The following is a 19,356-nucleotide window of genomic DNA, read 5'->3' as shown; positions in this document are numbered from 1 at the left end:
ACCTGCCTAGCCCGGGAACGGAGACGGGCCGACCAGCCCATGAATGTAGCCGATGATGCCCAGCAGCACGATCGAGGCCACGAAGAACATCGCATCCTTGCCCAGCGTTCCGGGCTCGCCCGGGGTCCAGTCGGGCTCGGACTTGTTGATGACGATCACTTCGACCACGGCCCAGGTCAACAGGCCGCCGAACAGGATGATCGACGCCAGATCACCATTGACCAGCAGATGCGCAAAGGCCCAGAGCTTGAACCCGCCCAGCATCGGATGACGCACCCGGTTCAGCAGTCGGCCCTTGGTTCCGGCCGGGCTCATCATCCAGATCGCGATCAGCACCAGCAGGTTGTTGATGTGGATCATGAAGCTGGGCGGCGCCCAGACATGGATGAAATCGGTCATGCGATAGCCGAAGATCATCAGCAGGATCGACACGACCAGCGCACCCGCGACGGCGCCCTTGCCAGCATCGCCCATGGCCGCGCGGCGGGCGGGCATCAGACGTTTGAACAGATGTGCGGCCCACCAAAGCGCCACGCCGAGAATGAGAAGAACGAAGCCCATGCTGGCTTACCCCGCTTGCAAAGCTGATATCGCCTCTGCTTTTGCCAGAATTTCACGGGCAGTTACAACGTGCAGGTTTTCCACGATCTTGCCGTCGACCACGGCAACGCCCTGTCCTTTGGCCTCGACCTCTTCGAAAGCGACGATCTGGCGGCGGGCCAGGTCGATCTCGGCCTCGGAGGGGGCGAAGGCGGTATTGGCGGTCTCGACCTGCGCGGGGTGGATCAGCGTTTTGCCGTCAAAGCCCATGTCGCGGCCCTGCGCGCATTCGGCGGCCAGCCCCTCGGTATCCTTGAAGGCGTTGTAGACGCCATCGACGATCACCAGCCCCTCGGCCTTGGCGGCCAGCAGGCACAGGCCCAGCGAGGTCATCAGCGGCAGGCGGTCGGGGCGGAAGCGGGTCTGCAGTTCTTTCGCCAGATCGTTGGTGCCCATGACAAAGCCCGCCATCAGCGGATGGGCCGCGATCTCGGCCGCGTTCAGCATCCCGCGCGGGGTTTCCATCATCGCCCAGATCGGCAGGTCGCCGGTGATCGCGGCCAGCGCATCCACGTCGGCGGCCGAGTTGACCTTGGGCAGCAGCACCACGTCGGCATCCATCTCGCGCACGGCCTCGGCATCGACGCGGCCCCAAGGGTTGTCGAGGCCGTTGATTCGAACGATCTTGACGCGTGGGCCGTATCCGCCCGTCGCCAGCGCGGCCTTGAGCGTTTCGCGTGCGTTCTCTTTTTCATCGGCGGCAACCGCGTCCTCCAGATCGAAAATGATGGCATCGACCGGCAGCGAGCGCGCCTTGTCGAGCGCCCGTTCCTTGGAGCCGGGAATGTACAGAACAGAGCGGTAGGGGCGCTGGCGGGGGTCCATGGGAACCTCTCGTTGAAATAAAGTTGCGCAGAATGGGGCATTTTTTTTCGGAAACTTCAAGGCCAAAATCGCCGCATTGCAGCATGTGACGCAACGCGCGGTGGCTTTACTGCAATTGCAGGAGGTTCCGGCAGCCTTGATCCGGTTAGCAAGCAAAGGGGGCCGGAAATGAATCAGCGGTTGTTTCAGATGACGATGGGGCTGGGCATCATGGTGCTGGCGGCGCAGCAGGTACAGGCGCAAACGCCGAACTGTGCGCCACGACCGGACGTGCTGCAGCGGCTGGCCGAGACCTATGGCGAGACCCGGCGCGGCATCGGCATGGCGCGGCAGGGGGCGGTGATGGAGATCTTTGCCTCGGACGACACCGGCACCTGGACGATCACCGTTACCCTGCCCAACGGGCTGACCTGTCTGGTGGCCGCGGGCGAGGCCTATGAGACGCTGGCCGAAGCTCTGCCGCCGAACACCTGAGGATCAGGTCAGCGCGTCCCAGATCAGCTTTGACCCGGTCAGGGTCAGCAGCACATAGGCGATGCCGAAAAACAGCCGCTCGGACATCATCCAATGGGCGCGTACGCCGAGCCATGCGCCGAGGATGGCGAAGGGAGTCAGCAGTAGGTCGGCCCAGGCGGTCTGCAGGGTGAACATGCCCAGATAGGCGTAGGGGACGAACTTGGCGATGTTGATGACCCAGAAGACCAGCACGGTGGTGGCCTGGAACTCGGTTTTCGTCAGGCGTTGCGACAGCAGGTAGACGGCGGCGGGCGGGCCGCCGGCGTGGCTGACGAAACTGGTGAAGCCGGCGACCAGCCCCGCGAACAGCCCGGCCGGAGGCGGCAGGCGGTTGGCGAAACCGCGCACCCAGCCGCGGGATTGCGCCACATGCCAGACCACGAAGCCCACCGAGATGCCGCCGATCAGCAGGCGCAGCAGGTCTTCGTCGGTCGCCCGGTACAGCAGCGCGCCCAGCGCCACGCCCGGCACCGCCCCCAGCATCAGCAGGCGCGCGTCGGGCCAGCTCCAGCGTTTCCAGTAGGGGCGCAGGGTGGCCAGGTCGATCACCATCAGGATCGGCAACATCAGCGCCAGCGCCTGCCCCGGATCCAGGATCAGCGCCAGAATCGACGACGACGCAAAAGCCACGCCCGAGCCGAAGCCGCCCTTGGAAATGCCCGCAAAGATCACGGCCGGGATCGCCACAGCAAAAAACATCAGGTTCAATTCAACCATGCGGCGGCCCCGAAACGGCTTGTCCTGCGGGTGGTTTAGCGCAACCGGCGGGGGGCAGGCAAACGGTATGCGGTCGCATGCCGCGCCGCAGAACCCTTGCGCAACGGCGTTTTAGCGACTAGCAAAACCGCGATTTCAAAACCGACCGGAGACAATCCAAATGGCCAGACCCAAGATCGCGCTGATCGGCGCAGGTCAGATCGGGGGCACGCTTGCCCACCTCGCAGCAATGAAGGAACTGGGGGATGTCGTTCTTTTCGACATCGCCGAGGGCATCCCGGAAGGCAAGGCGCTGGACATCGCCGAATCCGGCCCGTCCGAGGGCTTTGATGCCAAGCTGAAAGGCACCCAATCCTACGAGGACATCGCCGGTGCCGATGTCTGCATCGTGACCGCCGGTGTGCCGCGCAAACCGGGCATGAGCCGCGACGACCTGCTGGGCATCAACCTGAAGGTCATGAAGTCGGTCGGTGAGGGCATCGCCGCCAATGCACCCGACGCCTTCGTCATCTGCATCACCAACCCGCTGGACGCGATGGTCTGGGCGCTGCGCGAATTCTCGGGCCTGCCCCACAACAAGGTCTGCGGCATGGCTGGCGTGCTGGACTCGGCCCGTTTCCGCCACTTCCTGGCCGAAGAGTTCGAAGTATCGATGAAAGACGTCACCGCCTTCGTTCTGGGCGGCCATGGCGACACGATGGTACCGTCGGTTCGTTATTCGACCGTTGCGGGCATCCCGCTGCCCGATCTGGTCAAGATGGGCTGGACCACGCAAGAGAAGCTGGACGCCATCGTACAGCGCACCCGTGACGGCGGCGCCGAGATCGTCGGCCTGCTGAAGACCGGATCGGCCTACTACGCGCCTGCAACCTCGGCGATCGAGATGGCCGAAGCCTATCTGAAGGATCAGAAGCGCGTTCTGCCCTGCGCCGCCTATTGCGATGGCGAGTTGGGCGTGAAGGGCATGTATGTGGGCGTCCCGACCGTGATCGGCGCCGGCGGGATCGAAAAGGTTGTCAACATCCAGCTCAATGAAGAAGAGCAGGCCGGTTTCGACAATTCGGTCAACGCCGTGAAAGGTCTGATCGAGGCCTGCAAGGGTATCGACAGCTCATTGGCCTGATACATTGATCGGATCTTTGGACCCCACCAAAGATCCGGCCAAAGGCATGACACCCTGCCCCGCTGGCTCCAACCGGCGGGGCATTTCTTTTGAGCTCTCGAGTTCTATCGGAACATCCCAAGCCACCTGGCTACTCCCAGAAGCATCCCGCCAAGTGCGACCAGCAAGGCGCAAACGACCCAGAACGCATGCGGACTTCCGGCGCCGGGAATGCCACCAACATTGATCCCCAGAACACCCGCCACCAGGCCCAGCGGCAGAAAGACCGCGCTGACCACTGACAGCACGAGCATACGGTTGTTCATACGTTCGGCCCGTTCATCCATCAGTTGATCGTGTATGATCTGAACCCGTTCCCGTACAGCCGCCAAATCCTCGCCGATCCGGTAGATGCGCTCCGAGGCTTCGCGCAACCGCGACCGGTCGTGAGCCTGCAGCCACGGCACGTCTTCAATCTCGAGCGTCGTCAGCGCGTCGCGCTGAGGTACCAGATACCGGCGCAGAACAATGGAGGACCTGCGGATCGCCGCCAGCTCAGACCGGGAAATCTCGGCATTCACCTCAAGAAGCGCCTCTTCTAGATCATCCACACGTTCGTTCAGATCAGTGATCGAAGGTTCGGCCCTATCTGCCAGCCGCAAGGCCAAGCGCGCGACGAAGTCACCCGGCGATTTCGGTGCCTGCCCGCGGTCGATTGCCGCCAGCATGTCCGCAACCGCATCCAAGGGGCGGCGCCAGACACCGATGATCTTGTTCTCCGTCAACCACAGCCTGACCGAGATCATGTCTTCGGGCGGTTGCCCTTCTTGCAGGTTCACTCCGCGCAGGTTCAGGATTACACCATCGCCATGGACGGTACAGCGGGGCCGGGTTTCATCCGCCGTCAGAGCGTCGATCACGAACTCATCAAGCCCGCCGGCGCGTAGAAGGGGAACCGTGCCAGACGCTTCCAGCCTCAGGTGTTGCCAAGCGAACTGCCCCTCCGGTCCGGCCGGTATCCAGCTGGCAAATTCATCGGCGTCCAGTGATACGGCTTTGCCGGATCCGTCGAAGATCCAGGTCATGACATCGGGGAAATCTGGGTTCGGCACTGTCATCTGCTCGGAGCTTGTTCATGTTTGACCTGCCCGACCCAACCGGACCCGCACAGGCCCGGTCAGACTAGCCAGCCTGCGAGAATGCGCCAAGCCCCGAAGGCCTGGCAGGTCCGGTCCCGCCGCTTCGAACGCGACCGGAAATGTTGGCGCAAACGGGGTGCGAACACGGTCTTCGAATATGTTTTCAAAGCCTATTCTGACTCGCTCGAATCATTTTTTTGCACCGGTTTGTTTGTGATCACACCCCGAAAATGTGTGATCACAAATGCTGAAAATCTTCGGCAAATAGCGCGATCGCAGCAGAAAACCCTTTAATTTTTACCGCTAGACACCCCTATAACGATCTAATCGCAGTCAGACGGGACAGTTTCGATGAACATTCACGAATATCAGGCCAAGGCTCTTCTTCGCAGCTATGGCGCTCCGGTCTCCGACGGACGTGCAGTTCTGCGCGCCGAGGAAGCCAAAACAGCCGCCGGTGAACTGGACGGCCCCCTTTGGGTGGTCAAGGCACAGATCCACGCGGGCGGCCGCGGCAAAGGTCACTTCAAAGAAGCCGATGCCGGTGAAAAAGGCGGTGTCCGTCTGACCAAATCGGTGGAAGAAGCCGCCGAAGAAGCCAAGAAGATGCTGGGCCGCACGCTGGTCACCCACCAGACCGGCCCAGTAGGCAAGCAGGTCAACCGCGTGTACATCGAGGCCGGTTCGGGCATCGAGCGCGAGCTGTACCTGGCCCTGCTGGTGGACCGCCAGACCAGCCGCATCTCGTTCGTGTGCTCGACCGAAGGCGGCATGGACATCGAAGAAGTAGCCGCAGCGACACCCGAGAAAATCCTGTCCTTCTCGGTTGACCCGGCCACTGGGTACCAGCCGTATCACGGCCGCCGCATCGCGTTCTCGCTGGGTCTGGAAGGGGCGCAGGTCAAGCAATGCGTGCGCCTGATGGGCATCCTGTACAAGGCCTTCGTCGAGAAGGACATGGAGATGCTGGAGATCAACCCGCTGATCGTGGCCGAAGGCGGCGACCTCAAGGTGCTGGACGCCAAGCTGAGCTTTGACGGCAACGCGGTCTACCGCCACCCCGACATCGCCGAACTGCGCGACACCACTGAGGAAGACCCCAAGGAGCTGGAAGCCAGCAAATACGACCTGAACTACATCGCGCTGGACGGCGAGATCGGCTGCATGGTCAACGGCGCGGGTCTGGCGATGGCGACGATGGACATCATCAAGCTGTACGGTGCCGAGCCTGCCAACTTCCTCGACGTCGGCGGCGGCGCCACCAAAGAGAAAGTGACCGAGGCGTTCAAGATCATCACCAGCGACCCGAATGTCAAAGGCATCCTGGTCAACATATTCGGCGGCATCATGCGCTGTGACGTCATCGCCGAGGGCGTAGTCGCCGCCGTGAAAGAGGTTGGCCTGCAGGTTCCGCTGGTCGTGCGTCTGGAAGGCACGAATGTCGAGAAAGGCAAAGAGATCATCAACACCTCTGGCCTGGACGTGATCGCGGCGGACAACCTGAAAGACGGTGCCGAAAAGATCGTGAAGGCAGTCAAAGGCTGAACCCGATAACTCAGGGCGGGTCGCGGCCCGCCATTCCGATGAATGCTGGCGGGTCAGATCCCGCCGAAAACAGGAGAACGCCAAATGGCAGTCCTCATCGACGAAAATACCAAAGTGATCTGTCAGGGCTTTACTGGCTCGCAGGGCACGTTCCACTCTGAACAGGCCATCGCCTATGGCACCAAGATGGTCGGCGGTGTGACCCCGGGCAAAGGCGGTATGGAGCATCTGGGCCTGCCCGTGTTCAACTCGGTGCACGAGGCCAAGCACGTGACCGAGGCCAACGCGACCGTGATCTATGTGCCGCCGCCCTTTGCCGCGGATTCGATCCTCGAAGCCATCGACGCCGAGATGGAAGTGATCGTCTGCATCACTGAGGGCATCCCGGTTCTGGACATGATGAAGGTGAAGCGCGCGCTGGAAGGCAGCAAATCGCGCCTGATCGGCCCGAACTGTCCCGGTGTCATCACGCCCGACGCCTGCAAGATCGGCATCATGCCCGGCCACATCCACAAGCGTGGCTCGGTCGGCGTCGTGTCGCGTTCCGGCACCCTGACTTATGAGGCAGTCAAGCAGACCACCGATGTGGGTCTGGGCCAGTCCACCTGCGTGGGCATCGGCGGCGACCCGATCAAGGGCACCGAGCATATCGACGTGCTGGAATGGTTCCTGGCCGATGACGAGACCGAGTCGATCATCATGATCGGTGAGATCGGCGGCTCGGCGGAGGAAGAAGCCGCGCAGTTCCTGGCGGATGAGGCCAAGAAGGGCCGCAAGAAGCCCGTTGCCGGTTTCATCGCCGGCCGCACGGCGCCTCCAGGCCGCCGCATGGGCCACGCGGGCGCGATCGTCGCAGGCGGCAAGGGCGGCGCCGAGGACAAGATCGAAGCCATGCGCAGAGCCGGCATCGTCGTGGCCGAAAGCCCGGCGCAGCTGGGCGAGGCCGTGCTGGAAGCAATCGGCAAGTAAACCGCCGGCCCCTTGAGCGGGCTGGCCTCAGCGGAGCGAAACACATGACCTTCAACGAAGCCGTCAAAACGTGTTTCTCCAAATACTTCACATTCTCGGGGCGGGCCTCTCGCCCCGAGTATTGGTATTTTTTCCTGTTCATTCTGGTCTGGAGCGCAATCGCCACGGTCATCGACTGGCATTTCTTCGGACAGGTCACGACCGTGCAATCCGAAGGCTCGGTCGAGGTGACCGCCACATCCAGCCAGCCGGTGCAGAGCATCGTGTCGCTGATCGTGTTCTTTCCGCATCTGGCCGTGGCGTGGCGGCGCATGCATGACACCGGGCGCAACGGTCTCTATGCGCTGCTGCCGATCCTTTTGATCCTTGGGGCTTTTGCCGTTCTGGTCTTCGGCATCGGCCTCGCCTCAAGCTTCCAGCATGGCGGAAGCCTCGACATCCTGTTCACGCGCGCCACGCTGCTGATCGTCATTCCGACACTTCTTGTTCTTCTCGTGTCGCCCCTCCTGGTTCTGTGGTGGCTGTCCCGCCCCAGCCAACCAGGCACCAACAAATACGGTCCCAACCCATATGAGGTAACCCAATGACCGAACACTCGCCCAATTCTGCCTTCCATGCCTCGAGCTTCATGCAGGGGCACAATGCCGAGTACCTGGAGCAGCTATACGCCCAGTACACCAAGGACCCCGGCGCAATCGATGCGGCCTGGGCCGAGTTTTTCCGGCAGATGGGAGACGCGGCACCGGACGTCCAGAAAGAGGCCGAAGGGCCTTCGTGGGCGCGCTCCGACTGGCCACCGATGCCGAATGATGACCTGACCGGCGCCCTGACCGGTGAGTGGATCGAGGTCGACGCCAAGGCAGCGGGCAACAAGATCAAGGAAAAGGCCGCCAAGGCAGGGGTTGATGTCAGCGACGAACAGATCAAGCGCGCGGTGCTGGATTCGATCCGCGCGCTGATGCTGATCCGGGCCTATCGGATCCGGGGTCACCTGGCCGCCGATCTGGACCCACTTGGCATGCGCGCCGCGACCAACCATCCCGAGTTGGACCCCAAGACCTATGGCTTTACCGATGCCGACATGGACCGGCCGATCTTTATCGACAACGTGCTGGGTCTGCAGATGGCCAGCATGCGCCAGATCGTCGAGATCGTGAAACGCACCTATTGCGGCACTTTCGCGCTGCAGTACATGCACATCTCGAACCCCGAGGAGGCCGCCTGGCTGAAAGAGCGGATCGAAGGTTATGGCAAGGAAATCTCGTTCACGCGGGAAGGCCGCAAGGCGATCCTGAACAAGATGGTCGAGGCCGAGGGCTTTGAGAAGTTCCTGCATGTGAAATACATGGGCACCAAGCGGTTCGGTCTGGACGGGGGCGAGGCGCTGATCCCGGCGATGGAACAGATCATCAAGCGTGGCGGCGCCCTGGGCCTGAGCGATATCGTGATCGGCATGCCGCACCGCGGACGTCTGAACATCCTGGCCAACGTGATGGGCAAACCCTACCGCGCCATCTTCAACGAGTTCCAGGGCGGTAGCTTCAAGCCCGAGGACGTGGATGGGTCGGGCGACGTGAAATATCACCTCGGTGCGTCCAGCGACCGTGAGTTCGACGGCAACACCGTGCACCTGTCGCTGACGGCGAACCCGTCCCACCTCGAAGCCGTGAACCCGGTTGTTCTTGGCAAGGTCCGCGCCAAGCAGGACCAGCTTGGCGACACCGATCGCAGCAAGGTCATGGGCATTCTTCTCCACGGCGACGCGGCTTTTGCCGGCCAGGGTGTCGTGGCCGAAGGCTTTGGCCTGTCTGGTCTGCGCGGTCACAAGACCGGCGGCACCATGCATATCGTGGTGAACAATCAGATCGGCTTTACCACCGCGCCGCATTTCTCGCGGTCGAGCCCGTACCCGACCGATATCGCGCTGATGGTCGAGGCGCCGATCTTCCACGTGAACGGCGACGACCCCGAGGCGGTGGTGCACGCGGCCAAGGTCGCGACCGAGTTCCGCCAGAAGTTCCACAAGGACGTGGTCATCGACATCTTCTGCTACCGCCGGTTCGGTCACAACGAGGGCGACGAGCCCATGTTCACCAACCCGATCATGTACAAGAAGATCAAGACCCACAAAACCACGCTGTCGCTGTACACCGAGCGGCTGGTCAAGGACGGTCTGATCCCCGAGGGCGAGATCGAGGACATGAAGGCCGCCTTCCAGGCGCATCTGAACGACGAGTTCGAGGCCGGTAAGGACTACAAACCCAACAAGGCCGACTGGCTGGATGGCCGGTGGTCGCATCTGGACAAGAACAAGGAAGAATATGTCCGCGGCGACACCGCAATCACGCCGGACACGCTGGCCGAGGTCGGCAAGGCGCTGGTGACGGTGCCCGAAGGATTTGCCCTGCACAAGACGGTGGGTCGCCTACTGGAGCACAAGAAGCAGATGTTCGAAACCGGTGAGGGCTTTGACTGGGCCACCGGCGAGGCGCTGGCCTTCGGGTCTTTGCTGACCGAGGGCTATCCGGTACGCCTGTCGGGGCAGGACGCCACCCGCGGCACATTCAGCCAACGCCATTCGGGTTTCATCAACCAGGAGACCGAGGAGCGCTACTATCCCCTGAACCACATCCGCGCCGGGCAGTCGCAGTACGAAGTGATCGACTCGATGCTGTCGGAATATGCGGTGCTGGGCTTCGAATACGGCTATTCGCTGGCCGAGCCCAACGCGCTGGTACTGTGGGAGGCCCAGTTCGGCGATTTCGCCAACGGCGCGCAGATCATGTTCGACCAGTTCATCAGCTCGGGCGAAAGCAAATGGTTGCGCATGTCCGGTCTGGTCTGCCTGCTGCCGCACGGGTTCGAGGGGCAAGGCCCCGAGCACTCGTCGGCGCGACTGGAGCGATTCCTGCAGATGTGCGGCCAGGACAACTGGATCGTCGCCAACTGTACCACGCCTGCGAACTATTTCCACATCCTGCGCCGTCAGCTGCACCGCACCTTCCGCAAGCCGTTGATCCTGATGACGCCCAAATCACTGCTGCGCCACAAGCTGGCGATCAGCAATGCCGAGGACTTCACCACCGGGTCCAGCTTCCACCGGGTGCTGTGGGACGACGCGCAAAAAGGCAACTCGGACACCCAGCTGGTGCCCGACGACAAGATCAAGCGCGTGGTGATGTGTTCGGGCAAGGTCTACTACGACCTGCTTGAAGAACGCGATGCGCGCGGGATCGACGACGTCTATCTGCTGCGGATCGAGCAATACTATCCGTTCCCGGCCCATTCGCTGATCAACGAGCTTGAGCGGTTCAAACAGGCCGAGATGGTCTGGTGCCAGGAAGAGCCCAAGAACCAGGGTGCCTGGGGATTCATTGAACCCAATATCGAATGGGTCCTGTCCCGCATCGGCGCCAAGCATACCCGGCCGATCTATGCCGGCCGCGCCACTTCGGCCTCGCCCGCAACGGGTCTGGCCAGCCAACACAAAGCCCAACAAGAAGCGCTGGTGAACGAAGCGCTGACCATTGAAGGATAATTAACGATGACGATTGAAGTTCGTGTTCCCACGCTGGGCGAGTCCGTCACCGAAGCCACGGTCGCAACCTGGTTCAAGAAACCCGGCGATGCCGTCGCCGTGGATGAGATGCTGTGCGAGCTTGAGACGGACAAGGTCACCGTCGAGGTTCCGTCGCCCGCAGCCGGCGTGATGGGCGAGATCGTAGCCGCCGAAGGTGAGACGGTCGGCGTTGATGCGCTGTTGGCAACGATCCAGGCCGGTGAGGGTGCGGCCCCCGCTCCAAAAGCTGAAGCCGCGCCGGCAGCGGCACCTGCGGCTTCGGGCGGCAGCGTCGACGTGATGGTTCCGACACTGGGTGAGTCCGTCACCGAAGCGACAGTATCGACCTGGTTCAAGAAGGTCGGCGATACCGTCGCACAGGACGAAATGCTGTGCGAGTTGGAGACCGACAAGGTTTCGGTTGAGGTCCCAGCTCCGGCTGCGGGTGTACTCGCGGAGATCGTGGCCCCCGAGGGCGCGACGGTCGACGCGGCCGCCAAGCTTGCCGTGATCTCGGGCGCTGAAGCAGGCGCCGCACCGGCTGCGCCAGCCGCGGCAGCCCCTGCCCCGGCAGCAGCCGCCACCGGCAAGGACGTGGCCAATGCGCCGTCGGCCGAAAAGGCCATGGCCGAAGCCGGTCTGTCGGCCGATCAGGTCACCGGCACCGGCCGCAATGGTCGCATCATGAAGGAAGACGTGGCCCGCGCCGTCGCAACCGCCGCCGCCCCTGCCGCGGCCGCTCCGGCACCGGCCGCAGCCCCGCGCGCACCCGTCGCCGCCGAGGACGCCGCCCGCGAGGAACGCGTGCGCATGACGCGCCTGCGCCAGACCATCGCCAAGCGTCTGAAGGACGCGCAGAACACTGCCGCGATCCTGACCACCTACAACGAGGTGGACATGACCGAGGTGATGGCCCTCCGCAACCAGTACAAGGACCAGTTCGAGAAGAAGCACGGCGTCCGCCTGGGCTTTATGTCCTTCTTCACCAAGGCCTGCTGCCACGCGCTGAAAGAGGTGCCCGAGGTCAATGCCGAGATCGACGGCAATGACATCGTCTACAAGAACTACGTCCACATGGGCGTCGCCGCCGGCACTCCGCAGGGCCTGGTGGTTCCGGTGATCCGTGATGCGGACCGCATGTCGTTCGCCGAGATCGAGAAAGCCATCGCCGAGAAGGGCAAACGCGCCCGTGACGGCAAGCTGAGCATGGCCGAAATGCAGGGCGGCACCTTCACCATCTCGAATGGCGGCGTCTATGGCTCGCTGATGTCCTCGCCGATCCTGAACCCCCCGCAGTCGGGCATTCTGGGCATGCACAAGATTCAGGAACGTCCGATGGTCATCAATGGTGAGATCAAGATCCGTCCGATGATGTATCTGGCGCTGTCCTATGACCACCGCATCGTCGACGGCAAGGGCGCGGTCACCTTCCTGGTGCGCGTGAAAGAGGCGCTGGAAGACCCGCGCCGTCTGCTGATGGATCTGTGATCATGGCGACGCACGTACTCTGGCAGGCCGACGTGGCCGATTTCGACGCCTGGCTGAAGGTGTTCCGCGAGGACAAGCCGATGCGCAAGGCGGCCGGGATTGTCGATCTGCACGTCTGGAAAGACCCCGAACAGCGCGATCATGCGGTTGCCCTGTTCGAGATTACCGATCTGGACCGGGCCCAGAGCTTCATCGAATCGGAAGAGCTGGCCATGCACCATGAACGTGGCGGCGTCGCGCATATTCAGGTGAAGGTTCTGACACCCGTCTGAACAGGCACCCAGGCGATCCACCCCGTGGGTCGCCTTTTCAAAAAAGAACACTCCGCGGATTTGGGAGAACAAAATGGCTAACTATGACGTCATCGTAATCGGCGCCGGTCCTGGCGGCTATGTCTGCGCCATCCGCTGCGCGCAGCTGGGCCTGAAAACCGCCGTCGTCGAAGGGCGCGAGACGCTGGGCGGCACCTGTCTGAACGTGGGCTGCATTCCGTCCAAGGCGCTACTGCATGCCAGCCATCAGCTGCACGAGGCCGAGCACAACTTTGCCAAGATGGGCCTCAAGGGCAAAAGCCCCTCGGTCGACTGGAAACAGATGCTGGCCTACAAGCAGGACGTGATCGACACCAATACCAAGGGCGTCGAGTTCCTGTTCAAGAAGAACAAGATCGACTGGCTCAAGGGCTGGGGCTCGATCCCGGCGGCGGGCAAGGTCAAGGTCGGTGACGAAGTGCATGAGGCCAAGAACATAATCATCGCCTCCGGGTCCGAGGCAGCGTCGCTGCCCGGCGTCGAGGTCGACGAAAAGGTCGTCGTGACCTCGACCGGCGCGCTGGAGCTGGGCAAGATCCCGAAAAAGCTGGTGGTGATCGGCGCAGGCGTGATCGGGCTGGAACTGGGCTCGGTCTATCAGCGTCTGGGTGCCGAGGTGACGGTGATCGAATATCTGGACGTCATCACCCCGGGCATGGACCCAGAGGTGCAGAAGACCTTCCAGCGCATCCTGAAAAAGCAGGGCCTGAACTTCGTCATGGGTGCTGCGGTGCAAAAGACCGAGGCCACCAAGACCAAGGCCAAGGTGACCTACAAGCTGCGCAAGGATGACAGCGAGCACGTGATCGAGGCCGACACCGTTCTGGTCGCCACCGGGCGCAAGCCGTTCCATGACGGGCTGGGTCTGGAGGCGCTGGGGGTCGAGCTGACTCCGCGCGGCCAGATCAAGGTCGGCAAGGACTGGCAGACCGACGTGCCGGGCGTCTACGCCATCGGTGACGTGATCGAAGGCCCGATGCTGGCCCACAAGGCCGAGGACGAAGGTATGGCCGCTGCCGAAGTGGTCGCGGGCAAGCATGGCCATGTGAACTATGGTGTCATTCCGGGCGTGATCTACACCTGGCCCGAGGTCGCCAATGTCGGTGAGACCGAAGCCACCCTCAAGGAGCAGGGCCGCGCCTACAAGGTGGGCAAGTTCAGCTTCATGGGCAATGGCCGCGCCAAGGCGAACTTTGCCGCCGACGGGTTCGTAAAGATCCTGGCCGACAAGGAGACCGACCGCATCCTGGGCTGCCACATCATCGGCCCCGGCGCGGGCGACCTGATCCACGAGGTCTGCGTGGCGATGGAATTCGGCGCGTCCGCCGAGGATCTGGCGCTGACCTGCCACGCGCACCCGACCTATTCCGAGGCCGTGCGCGAAGCGGCGCTGGCCTGCGGCGATGGTCCGATCCACGCCTGATGAGTTCGGCTCCGGCGGTCAGGCCGCCGGAGTCAGCCACGCCCGCAGATAGGTTTCCAGCCGGTCGGTGAATGTGGTCGCCGAATGCAGGGCGCAGAATTTCAGTGACATGGCCTGGATGGCAAAGGCCTGCACGCCCTCGGCCAGCAGGTCAGTCGACACGTCCTGTCTAACCTCGGCCTGATCCAGCCACATCATCACGATCCGGAAGTATTTCTCGAAGCAATAGGCGATCGGCCCGATTTCAGAGATCGCGGCGGCACCGGAATAGCGGATCAGCAGGTCGAACACGTAGCGTTCCGACATCATGAAATCATGCACCGGGGCCAGAGCCTCGATGATCTGGGGCACGGTTTTCGGCGGTTCCGCCGCCTGCGCCTGATCCAGACAGGCGTCCAGTTTTTCGCCGATCAATATCTCCATCAGCGCGTCCTTGTCGTGGAAATGGGCAAAGAAGGTGCCCTTGGCCACGCCGGCGGCCTGTACCACCTCTTCCACGCGCAACGCCTGGTATCCGTTTTTCTGCACCACGTCCGCCGCCGCCTGCAGCAGCTTGGCGCGGGTCTTCAGGGTTCGTTTCTGAATCGTCTTCTGCATGACGCTTGTTCGCATGTTTTTTGACCGTGGTCAAATTTAATATTGACCGTGGTCATTTTTTGATTCTATAAACTGACCGTGGTCAATTTTAGGAGAATCCCGATGCACCCCAAGAAAATTCTCATCCTCGACGGTCACCCCGCCGAAAGCAGCCTGTCGCGCACCTTTGCCGACACCTATGCCGAAGCCGCGCGCGCCAAGGGCCATGAAGTGAAAACCGTTCACCTCAGCGATCTGGAGTTCGATTTCGATTTCGGACAGGGCAACTATCATGATTTCAAACCGCTGGAGCCGGTTCTGGAACAGGTTCTGCAGGACTTCGAGTGGAGCGATCACCTGGTTCTGACGACGCCCATGTGGTGGGGCGGCCTGCCCGCCAAGCTCAAGGGGCTGATCGACCGGATGTTCATCCCCGGCCGTACGTTCGACACCCGCAATCCCAACAAACTGGGATTCCCGGCGCCGATGCTCGACGGCCGATCGGCGCGCGTCATCATCACCTCGGACACGCCGGGCTGGTTCATGCGGCTGGTTTACCGCCGGGCATTGATTCACCAGATGCGCGGTCAGGTTCTGGGATTTGTCGGGTTCAAGCCGACGCGGTTCACCTGGTTTTCCGGTGCCAGCTACCCCAAGCAGGACAGCGTCCAGAAATGGATCGCACGGGTCACCCGGCTGGGCGCGACGGCAGCGTGATCACCACATCGTCTTTGCGGCGCGCGCGCCCCATTCGCGATCATAGCGTGCGCCGCCTTCCTCGCCCTGAGACACCTCGGCCAGAATCTCGCCCACCGTCGGCAATCCGGCGCTGTGATCGCCGCCGGTCCAGGTTTCAGCCCGCATCAGCGCGCGGGCGCATTGCGAGTAGATTTCCCCGATTTCGATAACGATCACCGTGGCCGGTTGCTTGCCCTTTTTCTCGAACCGGGCGCGCAGGTCGGCATCGGCCGTCAACCGGGCGGTACCGTTCACCCGCACCACGTTGTTCGAGCCGGGCACCATGAACATCAGCGCCACACGCGGATCGCGCACGATGTTGAGCAAGCTGTCCAGGCGGTTGTTGCCGCGCCAGTCGGGCAAGGCCAGGGTGCCGGGGTCCAGTTCCGTGACCACCGGGCCGTCATCGCCCCGGGGGCTGCCATCCACCCCTTCGGGCCCTACCGTGGACAGCACGCACAGACGCGACGCCATGATCCACTTGCGATAGAGCGGCGTAAGTTGCCGCGCAACCTTCCGCATCGAGGCCGCGCCGGGCGTGCCGTACAGCGCCTCGAGCGCGGTGATGTCATTGATGTACTGCATCCGGATCAAACCCCACTTCGCGCATAAGCGCGTTCGAGCGCGTCTCGATCACCTCTTCCAGCCGGGCCAGGAACGAGTCGCGATCAACGCCCGGTTCAATCGGATCAAGGAATTCGACGATCGCATGGCCCGGTTTGCGCAGAATCCCCGACCGGGGCCAGAAGACACCGACATTGGTGGCCGCCGGCACGCAGGGGAAGCCCAGCCCCTCGTACAGAACGGCGGTGCCGACCTTGTAGGGCTTGTAGACCCCCGGCGCCACGCGGGTGCCCTGCGGATAGATCACCAGTTGCCCGGGCTCGGTAAACTCTTTGGAAACGTCCTTGACCATCTTGGCCACTGCCGCGCCTCGCTTGCCGCGATTGACCGGGATACAGCCCAGACGACGGGCATACATGCCGATGATCGGGGTCCACAGCAGTTCGCGCTTCATGATGAACTTGCCATGGGGGATCGCGTCAAAGATCAGAATGATGTCGAAGAAGGATTGGTGCTTGGCGGCGATGACCACCTCACCCGTGGGCACGTTGCCGCGCACCTCGCCGCGAATGCCCACCATCCAGCGCGCCAGCCATATGGTCGTGCGCGCATAGGTCTTGCAGGCGCGCAGCGCCCCGCGCTTGGAGAACAGCGCATAGGGCGCGAACACCAGGCCCAGAACCGCCATCCAGGCGTAGATCGTGACCATGAAGATCAGCGAGCGCACCCATTGGACCGCCATTGCCATCACGAAAGCTCCTTCAATTTGCGACGGGCCGCCGACCATGTGGCGGCAAAGGCCACGGCCGCGCCCAAAACGGGGATTACGGCGGGCAGTAGCCAGTCAGCACCCTGGAATCCAAGGCCGGTCAGGAAACCGCCCGCATCCGAGGCCTCGGGCAGCAGCAGCACCCCGGTCAGGCCCAATACCGTCCCCACCACGGCACCGAAAAACGCGCGCCAAGTGAAGCGCCGCACGAAGGCACCGGCGATGAAACGGTCGCGTGCACCGACCTGACGCAGCACCTCGATGATCTGGGCGTTGGCCGCAAGCGAGGCATTGGCCGCAAGCGTGATCATCGCCGCCGTGGCCCCGCCGATCAGCAGGATCGAGATCCAGCCCAACCGCCGCAACGAGGTGGCTGCATCGACCAGCGGCTCGCGCCAGCGGGAATGGTCTTCCAGAACCGCGCCTGGCACCTCGGCCGCCAACCGAAGGCGCAGGCCCATCGTGTCCAACCCCGGTTCGCCCTCGATGATTTCGATGAGCTGCGGCACCGGCAGCGTGTCCAGCGGCAGATCGGGCCCGAACCAGGGGGCCAGCAGCGCGGCCTGTTCTTCGGCGCTGAGCGCGCGGGCCGAGGCCACGCCCGAGGTCTGTTTCAGAACCTCCAGAGCGGCCTCGGTCTGCGCGGCACGCTGTTCAGCAGGCGCATTGATCCGCAGAGTGGCTGCTCCGGCCAATTCCGAGGCCCAGCGATCGGCCAACCGGCCCGAGGCCAGCGACAGAGCCAGCGCGAATACTGTCAGAAAGGCCATCGCACCTGACACGAAAAGGGTCAGGTGCGCCGTAAATCCGGTTGGCGGCACCACGCGATCGGCCCGGGCGTCCCGGCGCAGCAGGGCACGAATGTCATCGGCAATCATAGATCCGCCCCCGCCAGTTGCAGCCGCCGCTGCGAGATCCGAAGAACACGAGCCTGCACCTGGCTTTTGGCCGCCCGGATCAAGCTCAGATCATGGGTGGCGATCACCACGGTCTTTCCCATGTGGTTCAGCTCGATCAGCAGACGCAGCAGACGCTGGGACATCTCCCAGTCGACGTTGCCGGTGGGTTCGTCGGCAAACACCACGTCCGGTGACAGGATGACCGCCCGCGCCAGTGCGGCCCGTTGCCGCTCGCCGCCCGAAAGCTCCGGCGGAAGTGCGTCCAGGCGGCCACCAAGACCGACCCAGGACAGGAGTTCGGTCAGATCTTCCTGCTCGGACTCGACAGAGCGTCCCGACACCATCAGTGGCAGGGCGACATTCTCAGCCAGAGTCATGTGGTCCAGAAACCGGCAGTCCTGATGCACGACACCGATGCGACGGCGCAGCAGGGCCATCTGGTCCCGGTCCAGTCGGGCAATGTCCTGGTCAAAAGCGCTGATCCGCCCCGAACTGGCCAGCAACGCGCCATAGCAGAGTTTCAACAGGGTCGTTTTGCCCGCTCCGGACGGGCCGGTCAGAAAATGGAACGACCCCGGCTGCAACTGGACCGAGACATTGCTCAGCAGTTCGCCGCCGCCATAGCTGTAGCTGACATTTTCAAGCTCGATCACGCCTGCCCTCAATATTGCTTGCGCCCTTCTTGCCCGAGCACGACCACGGTTTCAATGCCTGCACCGAGTCCATTTGGCGACACTTGATCCACCGGGCCGAAAACGCGCTTTGCTGTTTCGCCTTAACGGATTATCATTCTTGGAAAAACGACGACAGGCCGCCAGCGGCCGGGGAGGCAGTATGCGACTAACATGCCCGAACTGTAATGCCCAGTACGAGGTTCCGGATGAGGTCATTCCGGAGGAAGGTCGAGACGTGCAATGCTCGAGCTGCGAGCAGACCTGGTTCCAACCCAAACACCCGGAGGCTGAGCCTGTCGCGGCCGAAACCGATGACGGGCCGGCCGAAAGCGCGCCCTCGGATGCGTCTGAGCCGCCAGCCGCCGAAGCTGCTGCGCCGGAACCGGAGCAGGCAGAAGACGAACAGGTCGAAGCCGAACAGCCCGATCCCGAGCCCGAGGACGAAGCCCGGCCAGCCGCTCCGACCGGCAACGTCGATCCGGCCGTTGCGACAATCCTGCGCGAGGAAGCCGCGCGTGAGGCCGAACTGCGCGCCAAGGAAGGGTCCGGCCTGGAAAGTCAGCCGGATCTGGGCCTGGATCAGCAGCCGGAACCGGCCCCCAAGCCCAAACCTCCTGCGGCGACCGAAACCGCCTCGGGAACCGGTCAGAAAGAGGCGCTGCCGGATGTGGACAGCATCAATTCGACTTTGCGCAGCGACGACGCCCCGACCGCAGCAGAGCCCGCCGAAGCCCCGCCGCGGAAATCGGGCGGGTTCCTGCGGGGCTTTGCGCTGATCCTGATCATCGGGGTCATCCTGTTCCTGATCTACGGCAACGCCCGCCAGATCAGCGAGGCAGTTCCCCAGGCCGAGCCTGTGTTGCAGTCGTATGTCTCGATGGTCGATCAGGCCCGGATCTGGCTGGAATCGCAGGCTGGCTCCGCGACCGAATAACTCTGCCG

Annotated in this window: 20 protein-coding genes; 11 read left to right on the top strand and 9 right to left on the bottom strand. The window is 62.9% G+C overall.

The window, feature by feature from the left end; all coding sequences use genetic code 11:
* Positions 1-6: 6 nt before the first annotated feature.
* Entirely contained in the window at positions 7-561 is a 555-nt protein-coding gene (locus K3752_RS00710; protein ID WP_260064096.1) for an NnrU family protein, read from the bottom strand.
* A 6-nt stretch (positions 562-567) separates the two neighbouring features.
* Positions 568-1,425, bottom strand: a complete 858-nt coding sequence (locus tag K3752_RS00705) for a CoA ester lyase (RefSeq protein ID WP_260064093.1) — start codon at positions 1,423-1,425, stop codon at positions 568-570.
* A 168-nt stretch (positions 1,426-1,593) separates the two neighbouring features.
* On the opposite strand from K3752_RS00705, the gene K3752_RS00700 reads away from it, so the two are divergent.
* Positions 1,594-1,899: a hypothetical protein gene (locus K3752_RS00700; RefSeq protein ID WP_260064091.1), complete on the top strand. Its 306-nt coding sequence runs from the start codon at positions 1,594-1,596 to the stop codon at positions 1,897-1,899.
* Positions 1,900-1,902: 3 nt separating this feature from the next.
* Here the strand turns inward: K3752_RS00700 and K3752_RS00695 are convergent, their stop codons facing one another.
* Positions 1,903-2,658, bottom strand: a complete 756-nt coding sequence (locus tag K3752_RS00695) for a sulfite exporter TauE/SafE family protein (RefSeq protein WP_170445577.1) — start codon at positions 2,656-2,658, stop codon at positions 1,903-1,905.
* A gap of 160 nt (positions 2,659-2,818) precedes the next feature.
* On the opposite strand from K3752_RS00695, the gene mdh reads away from it, so the two are divergent.
* Positions 2,819-3,781, top strand: a complete 963-nt coding sequence (gene mdh / locus K3752_RS00690) for a malate dehydrogenase (protein WP_260064089.1) — start codon at positions 2,819-2,821, stop codon at positions 3,779-3,781.
* A gap of 104 nt (positions 3,782-3,885) precedes the next feature.
* Here the strand turns inward: mdh and K3752_RS00685 are convergent, their stop codons facing one another.
* The gene (locus K3752_RS00685) at positions 3,886-4,878 is read right to left on the bottom strand and encodes a zinc transporter ZntB (RefSeq protein ID WP_260064088.1); all 993 of its coding nucleotides are present in this window, start codon (positions 4,876-4,878) and stop codon (positions 3,886-3,888) included.
* Between the two features lie 372 nt (positions 4,879-5,250).
* Between K3752_RS00685 and sucC the strand changes: the two genes are divergently transcribed.
* From sucC to lpdA, 7 genes are all read left to right on the top strand, one after another.
* Entirely contained in the window at positions 5,251-6,444 is a 1,194-nt protein-coding gene (sucC, locus tag K3752_RS00680; protein ID WP_093963486.1) for an ADP-forming succinate--CoA ligase subunit beta, read from the top strand.
* 84 nt (positions 6,445-6,528) lie between these two features.
* Positions 6,529-7,413, top strand: a complete 885-nt coding sequence (gene sucD / locus K3752_RS00675) for a succinate--CoA ligase subunit alpha (RefSeq protein ID WP_260064086.1) — start codon at positions 6,529-6,531, stop codon at positions 7,411-7,413.
* Positions 7,414-7,457: 44 nt separating this feature from the next.
* Entirely contained in the window at positions 7,458-8,000 is a 543-nt protein-coding gene (locus K3752_RS00670) for a DUF805 domain-containing protein (protein WP_170360119.1), read from the top strand.
* Positions 7,997-10,951, top strand: coding sequence for a 2-oxoglutarate dehydrogenase E1 component (locus K3752_RS00665; RefSeq protein ID WP_170436059.1), 2,955 nt, complete (start codon positions 7,997-7,999; stop codon positions 10,949-10,951). Before K3752_RS00670 ends, K3752_RS00665 begins: the two co-directional genes overlap by 4 nt.
* A 6-nt stretch (positions 10,952-10,957) precedes the next feature.
* Positions 10,958-12,460 carry a 2-oxoglutarate dehydrogenase complex dihydrolipoyllysine-residue succinyltransferase gene (gene odhB, locus K3752_RS00660; RefSeq protein ID WP_260064083.1) on the top strand — a complete coding sequence of 501 codons (1,503 nt, stop codon included), beginning with the start codon at positions 10,958-10,960 and terminating at the stop codon, positions 12,458-12,460.
* A 2-nt stretch (positions 12,461-12,462) separates the two neighbouring features.
* Entirely contained in the window at positions 12,463-12,732 is a 270-nt protein-coding gene (locus tag K3752_RS00655; protein ID WP_170342212.1) for a hypothetical protein, read from the top strand.
* Positions 12,733-12,805: 73 nt separating this feature from the next.
* Positions 12,806-14,194, top strand: coding sequence for a dihydrolipoyl dehydrogenase (gene lpdA, locus K3752_RS00650; protein WP_260064082.1), 1,389 nt, complete (start codon positions 12,806-12,808; stop codon positions 14,192-14,194).
* Positions 14,195-14,212: 18 nt separating this feature from the next.
* On the opposite strand, the gene K3752_RS00645 is transcribed toward lpdA, so the two are convergent.
* Positions 14,213-14,791 carry a TetR/AcrR family transcriptional regulator gene (locus K3752_RS00645; RefSeq protein WP_170342920.1) on the bottom strand — a complete coding sequence of 193 codons (579 nt, stop codon included), beginning with the start codon at positions 14,789-14,791 and terminating at the stop codon, positions 14,213-14,215.
* Positions 14,792-14,893: 102 nt separating this feature from the next.
* On the opposite strand from K3752_RS00645, the gene K3752_RS00640 reads away from it, so the two are divergent.
* The gene (locus K3752_RS00640; RefSeq protein WP_260064081.1) at positions 14,894-15,487 is read left to right on the top strand and encodes an NAD(P)H-dependent oxidoreductase; all 594 of its coding nucleotides are present in this window, start codon (positions 14,894-14,896) and stop codon (positions 15,485-15,487) included.
* Here the strand turns inward: K3752_RS00640 and K3752_RS00635 are convergent, their stop codons facing one another.
* Genes K3752_RS00635 through K3752_RS00620 form a run of 4 tightly spaced genes read right to left on the bottom strand, consistent with a single transcriptional unit; the run spans position 15,488 to position 18,393 of the window.
* The gene (locus K3752_RS00635; RefSeq protein WP_260064080.1) at positions 15,488-16,093 is read right to left on the bottom strand and encodes a pyridoxamine 5'-phosphate oxidase family protein; all 606 of its coding nucleotides are present in this window, start codon (positions 16,091-16,093) and stop codon (positions 15,488-15,490) included.
* Positions 16,077-16,820 (bottom strand): 1-acyl-sn-glycerol-3-phosphate acyltransferase, encoded by a 744-nt coding sequence (locus K3752_RS00630; protein WP_170360110.1) that lies wholly within the window; start codon positions 16,818-16,820, stop codon positions 16,077-16,079. The genes K3752_RS00635 and K3752_RS00630 overlap by 17 nt, the downstream gene beginning before the upstream one ends.
* Positions 16,820-17,719, bottom strand: a complete 900-nt coding sequence (locus K3752_RS00625; protein WP_260064079.1) for an ABC transporter permease — start codon at positions 17,717-17,719, stop codon at positions 16,820-16,822. The genes K3752_RS00630 and K3752_RS00625 overlap by 1 nt, the downstream gene beginning before the upstream one ends.
* Positions 17,716-18,393: a cell division ATP-binding protein FtsE gene (locus tag K3752_RS00620; RefSeq protein WP_260064078.1), complete on the bottom strand. Its 678-nt coding sequence runs from the start codon at positions 18,391-18,393 to the stop codon at positions 17,716-17,718. The genes K3752_RS00625 and K3752_RS00620 overlap by 4 nt, the downstream gene beginning before the upstream one ends.
* A 181-nt stretch (positions 18,394-18,574) precedes the next feature.
* On the opposite strand from K3752_RS00620, the gene K3752_RS00615 reads away from it, so the two are divergent.
* Positions 18,575-19,348, top strand: coding sequence for a zinc-ribbon domain-containing protein (locus K3752_RS00615; RefSeq protein ID WP_170372261.1), 774 nt, complete (start codon positions 18,575-18,577; stop codon positions 19,346-19,348).
* Positions 19,349-19,356 lie beyond the last annotated feature (8 nt).

Origin of the sequence: Ruegeria sp. B32 (assembly GCF_025141855.1) — a bacterium.
GTDB lineage: Bacteria > Pseudomonadota > Alphaproteobacteria > Rhodobacterales > Rhodobacteraceae > Ruegeria > Ruegeria arenilitoris.
Note: the sequence above shows the minus strand (reverse complement) of the source record. Positions and strands in the feature narration are given on the sequence as shown.

Excerpts from the sequence above, each read along its gene's own strand:
- K3752_RS00710 (WP_260064096.1), bottom strand. The coding sequence starts at position 561 with ATGGGCTTCGTTCTTCTCATTCTCGGCGTGGCGCTTTGGTGGGCCGCA.
- K3752_RS00705 (WP_260064093.1), bottom strand. The coding sequence starts at position 1,425 with ATGGACCCCCGCCAGCGCCCCTACCGCTCTGTTCTGTACATTCCCGGC.
- K3752_RS00700 (WP_260064091.1), top strand. The coding sequence starts at position 1,594 with ATGAATCAGCGGTTGTTTCAGATGACGATGGGGCTGGGCATCATGGTG.
- K3752_RS00695 (WP_170445577.1), bottom strand. The coding sequence starts at position 2,658 with ATGGTTGAATTGAACCTGATGTTTTTTGCTGTGGCGATCCCGGCCGTG.
- mdh (WP_260064089.1), top strand. The coding sequence starts at position 2,819 with ATGGCCAGACCCAAGATCGCGCTGATCGGCGCAGGTCAGATCGGGGGC.
- K3752_RS00685 (WP_260064088.1), bottom strand. The coding sequence starts at position 4,878 with ATGACAGTGCCGAACCCAGATTTCCCCGATGTCATGACCTGGATCTTC.
- sucC (WP_093963486.1), top strand. The coding sequence starts at position 5,251 with ATGAACATTCACGAATATCAGGCCAAGGCTCTTCTTCGCAGCTATGGC.
- sucD (WP_260064086.1), top strand. The coding sequence starts at position 6,529 with ATGGCAGTCCTCATCGACGAAAATACCAAAGTGATCTGTCAGGGCTTT.
- K3752_RS00670 (WP_170360119.1), top strand. The coding sequence starts at position 7,458 with ATGACCTTCAACGAAGCCGTCAAAACGTGTTTCTCCAAATACTTCACA.
- K3752_RS00665 (WP_170436059.1), top strand. The coding sequence starts at position 7,997 with ATGACCGAACACTCGCCCAATTCTGCCTTCCATGCCTCGAGCTTCATG.
- odhB (WP_260064083.1), top strand. The coding sequence starts at position 10,958 with ATGACGATTGAAGTTCGTGTTCCCACGCTGGGCGAGTCCGTCACCGAA.
- K3752_RS00655 (WP_170342212.1), top strand. The coding sequence starts at position 12,463 with ATGGCGACGCACGTACTCTGGCAGGCCGACGTGGCCGATTTCGACGCC.
- lpdA (WP_260064082.1), top strand. The coding sequence starts at position 12,806 with ATGGCTAACTATGACGTCATCGTAATCGGCGCCGGTCCTGGCGGCTAT.
- K3752_RS00645 (WP_170342920.1), bottom strand. The coding sequence starts at position 14,791 with ATGCAGAAGACGATTCAGAAACGAACCCTGAAGACCCGCGCCAAGCTG.
- K3752_RS00640 (WP_260064081.1), top strand. The coding sequence starts at position 14,894 with ATGCACCCCAAGAAAATTCTCATCCTCGACGGTCACCCCGCCGAAAGC.
- K3752_RS00635 (WP_260064080.1), bottom strand. The coding sequence starts at position 16,093 with ATGCAGTACATCAATGACATCACCGCGCTCGAGGCGCTGTACGGCACG.
- K3752_RS00630 (WP_170360110.1), bottom strand. The coding sequence starts at position 16,820 with ATGGCAATGGCGGTCCAATGGGTGCGCTCGCTGATCTTCATGGTCACG.
- K3752_RS00625 (WP_260064079.1), bottom strand. The coding sequence starts at position 17,719 with ATGATTGCCGATGACATTCGTGCCCTGCTGCGCCGGGACGCCCGGGCC.
- K3752_RS00615 (WP_170372261.1), top strand. The coding sequence starts at position 18,575 with ATGCGACTAACATGCCCGAACTGTAATGCCCAGTACGAGGTTCCGGAT.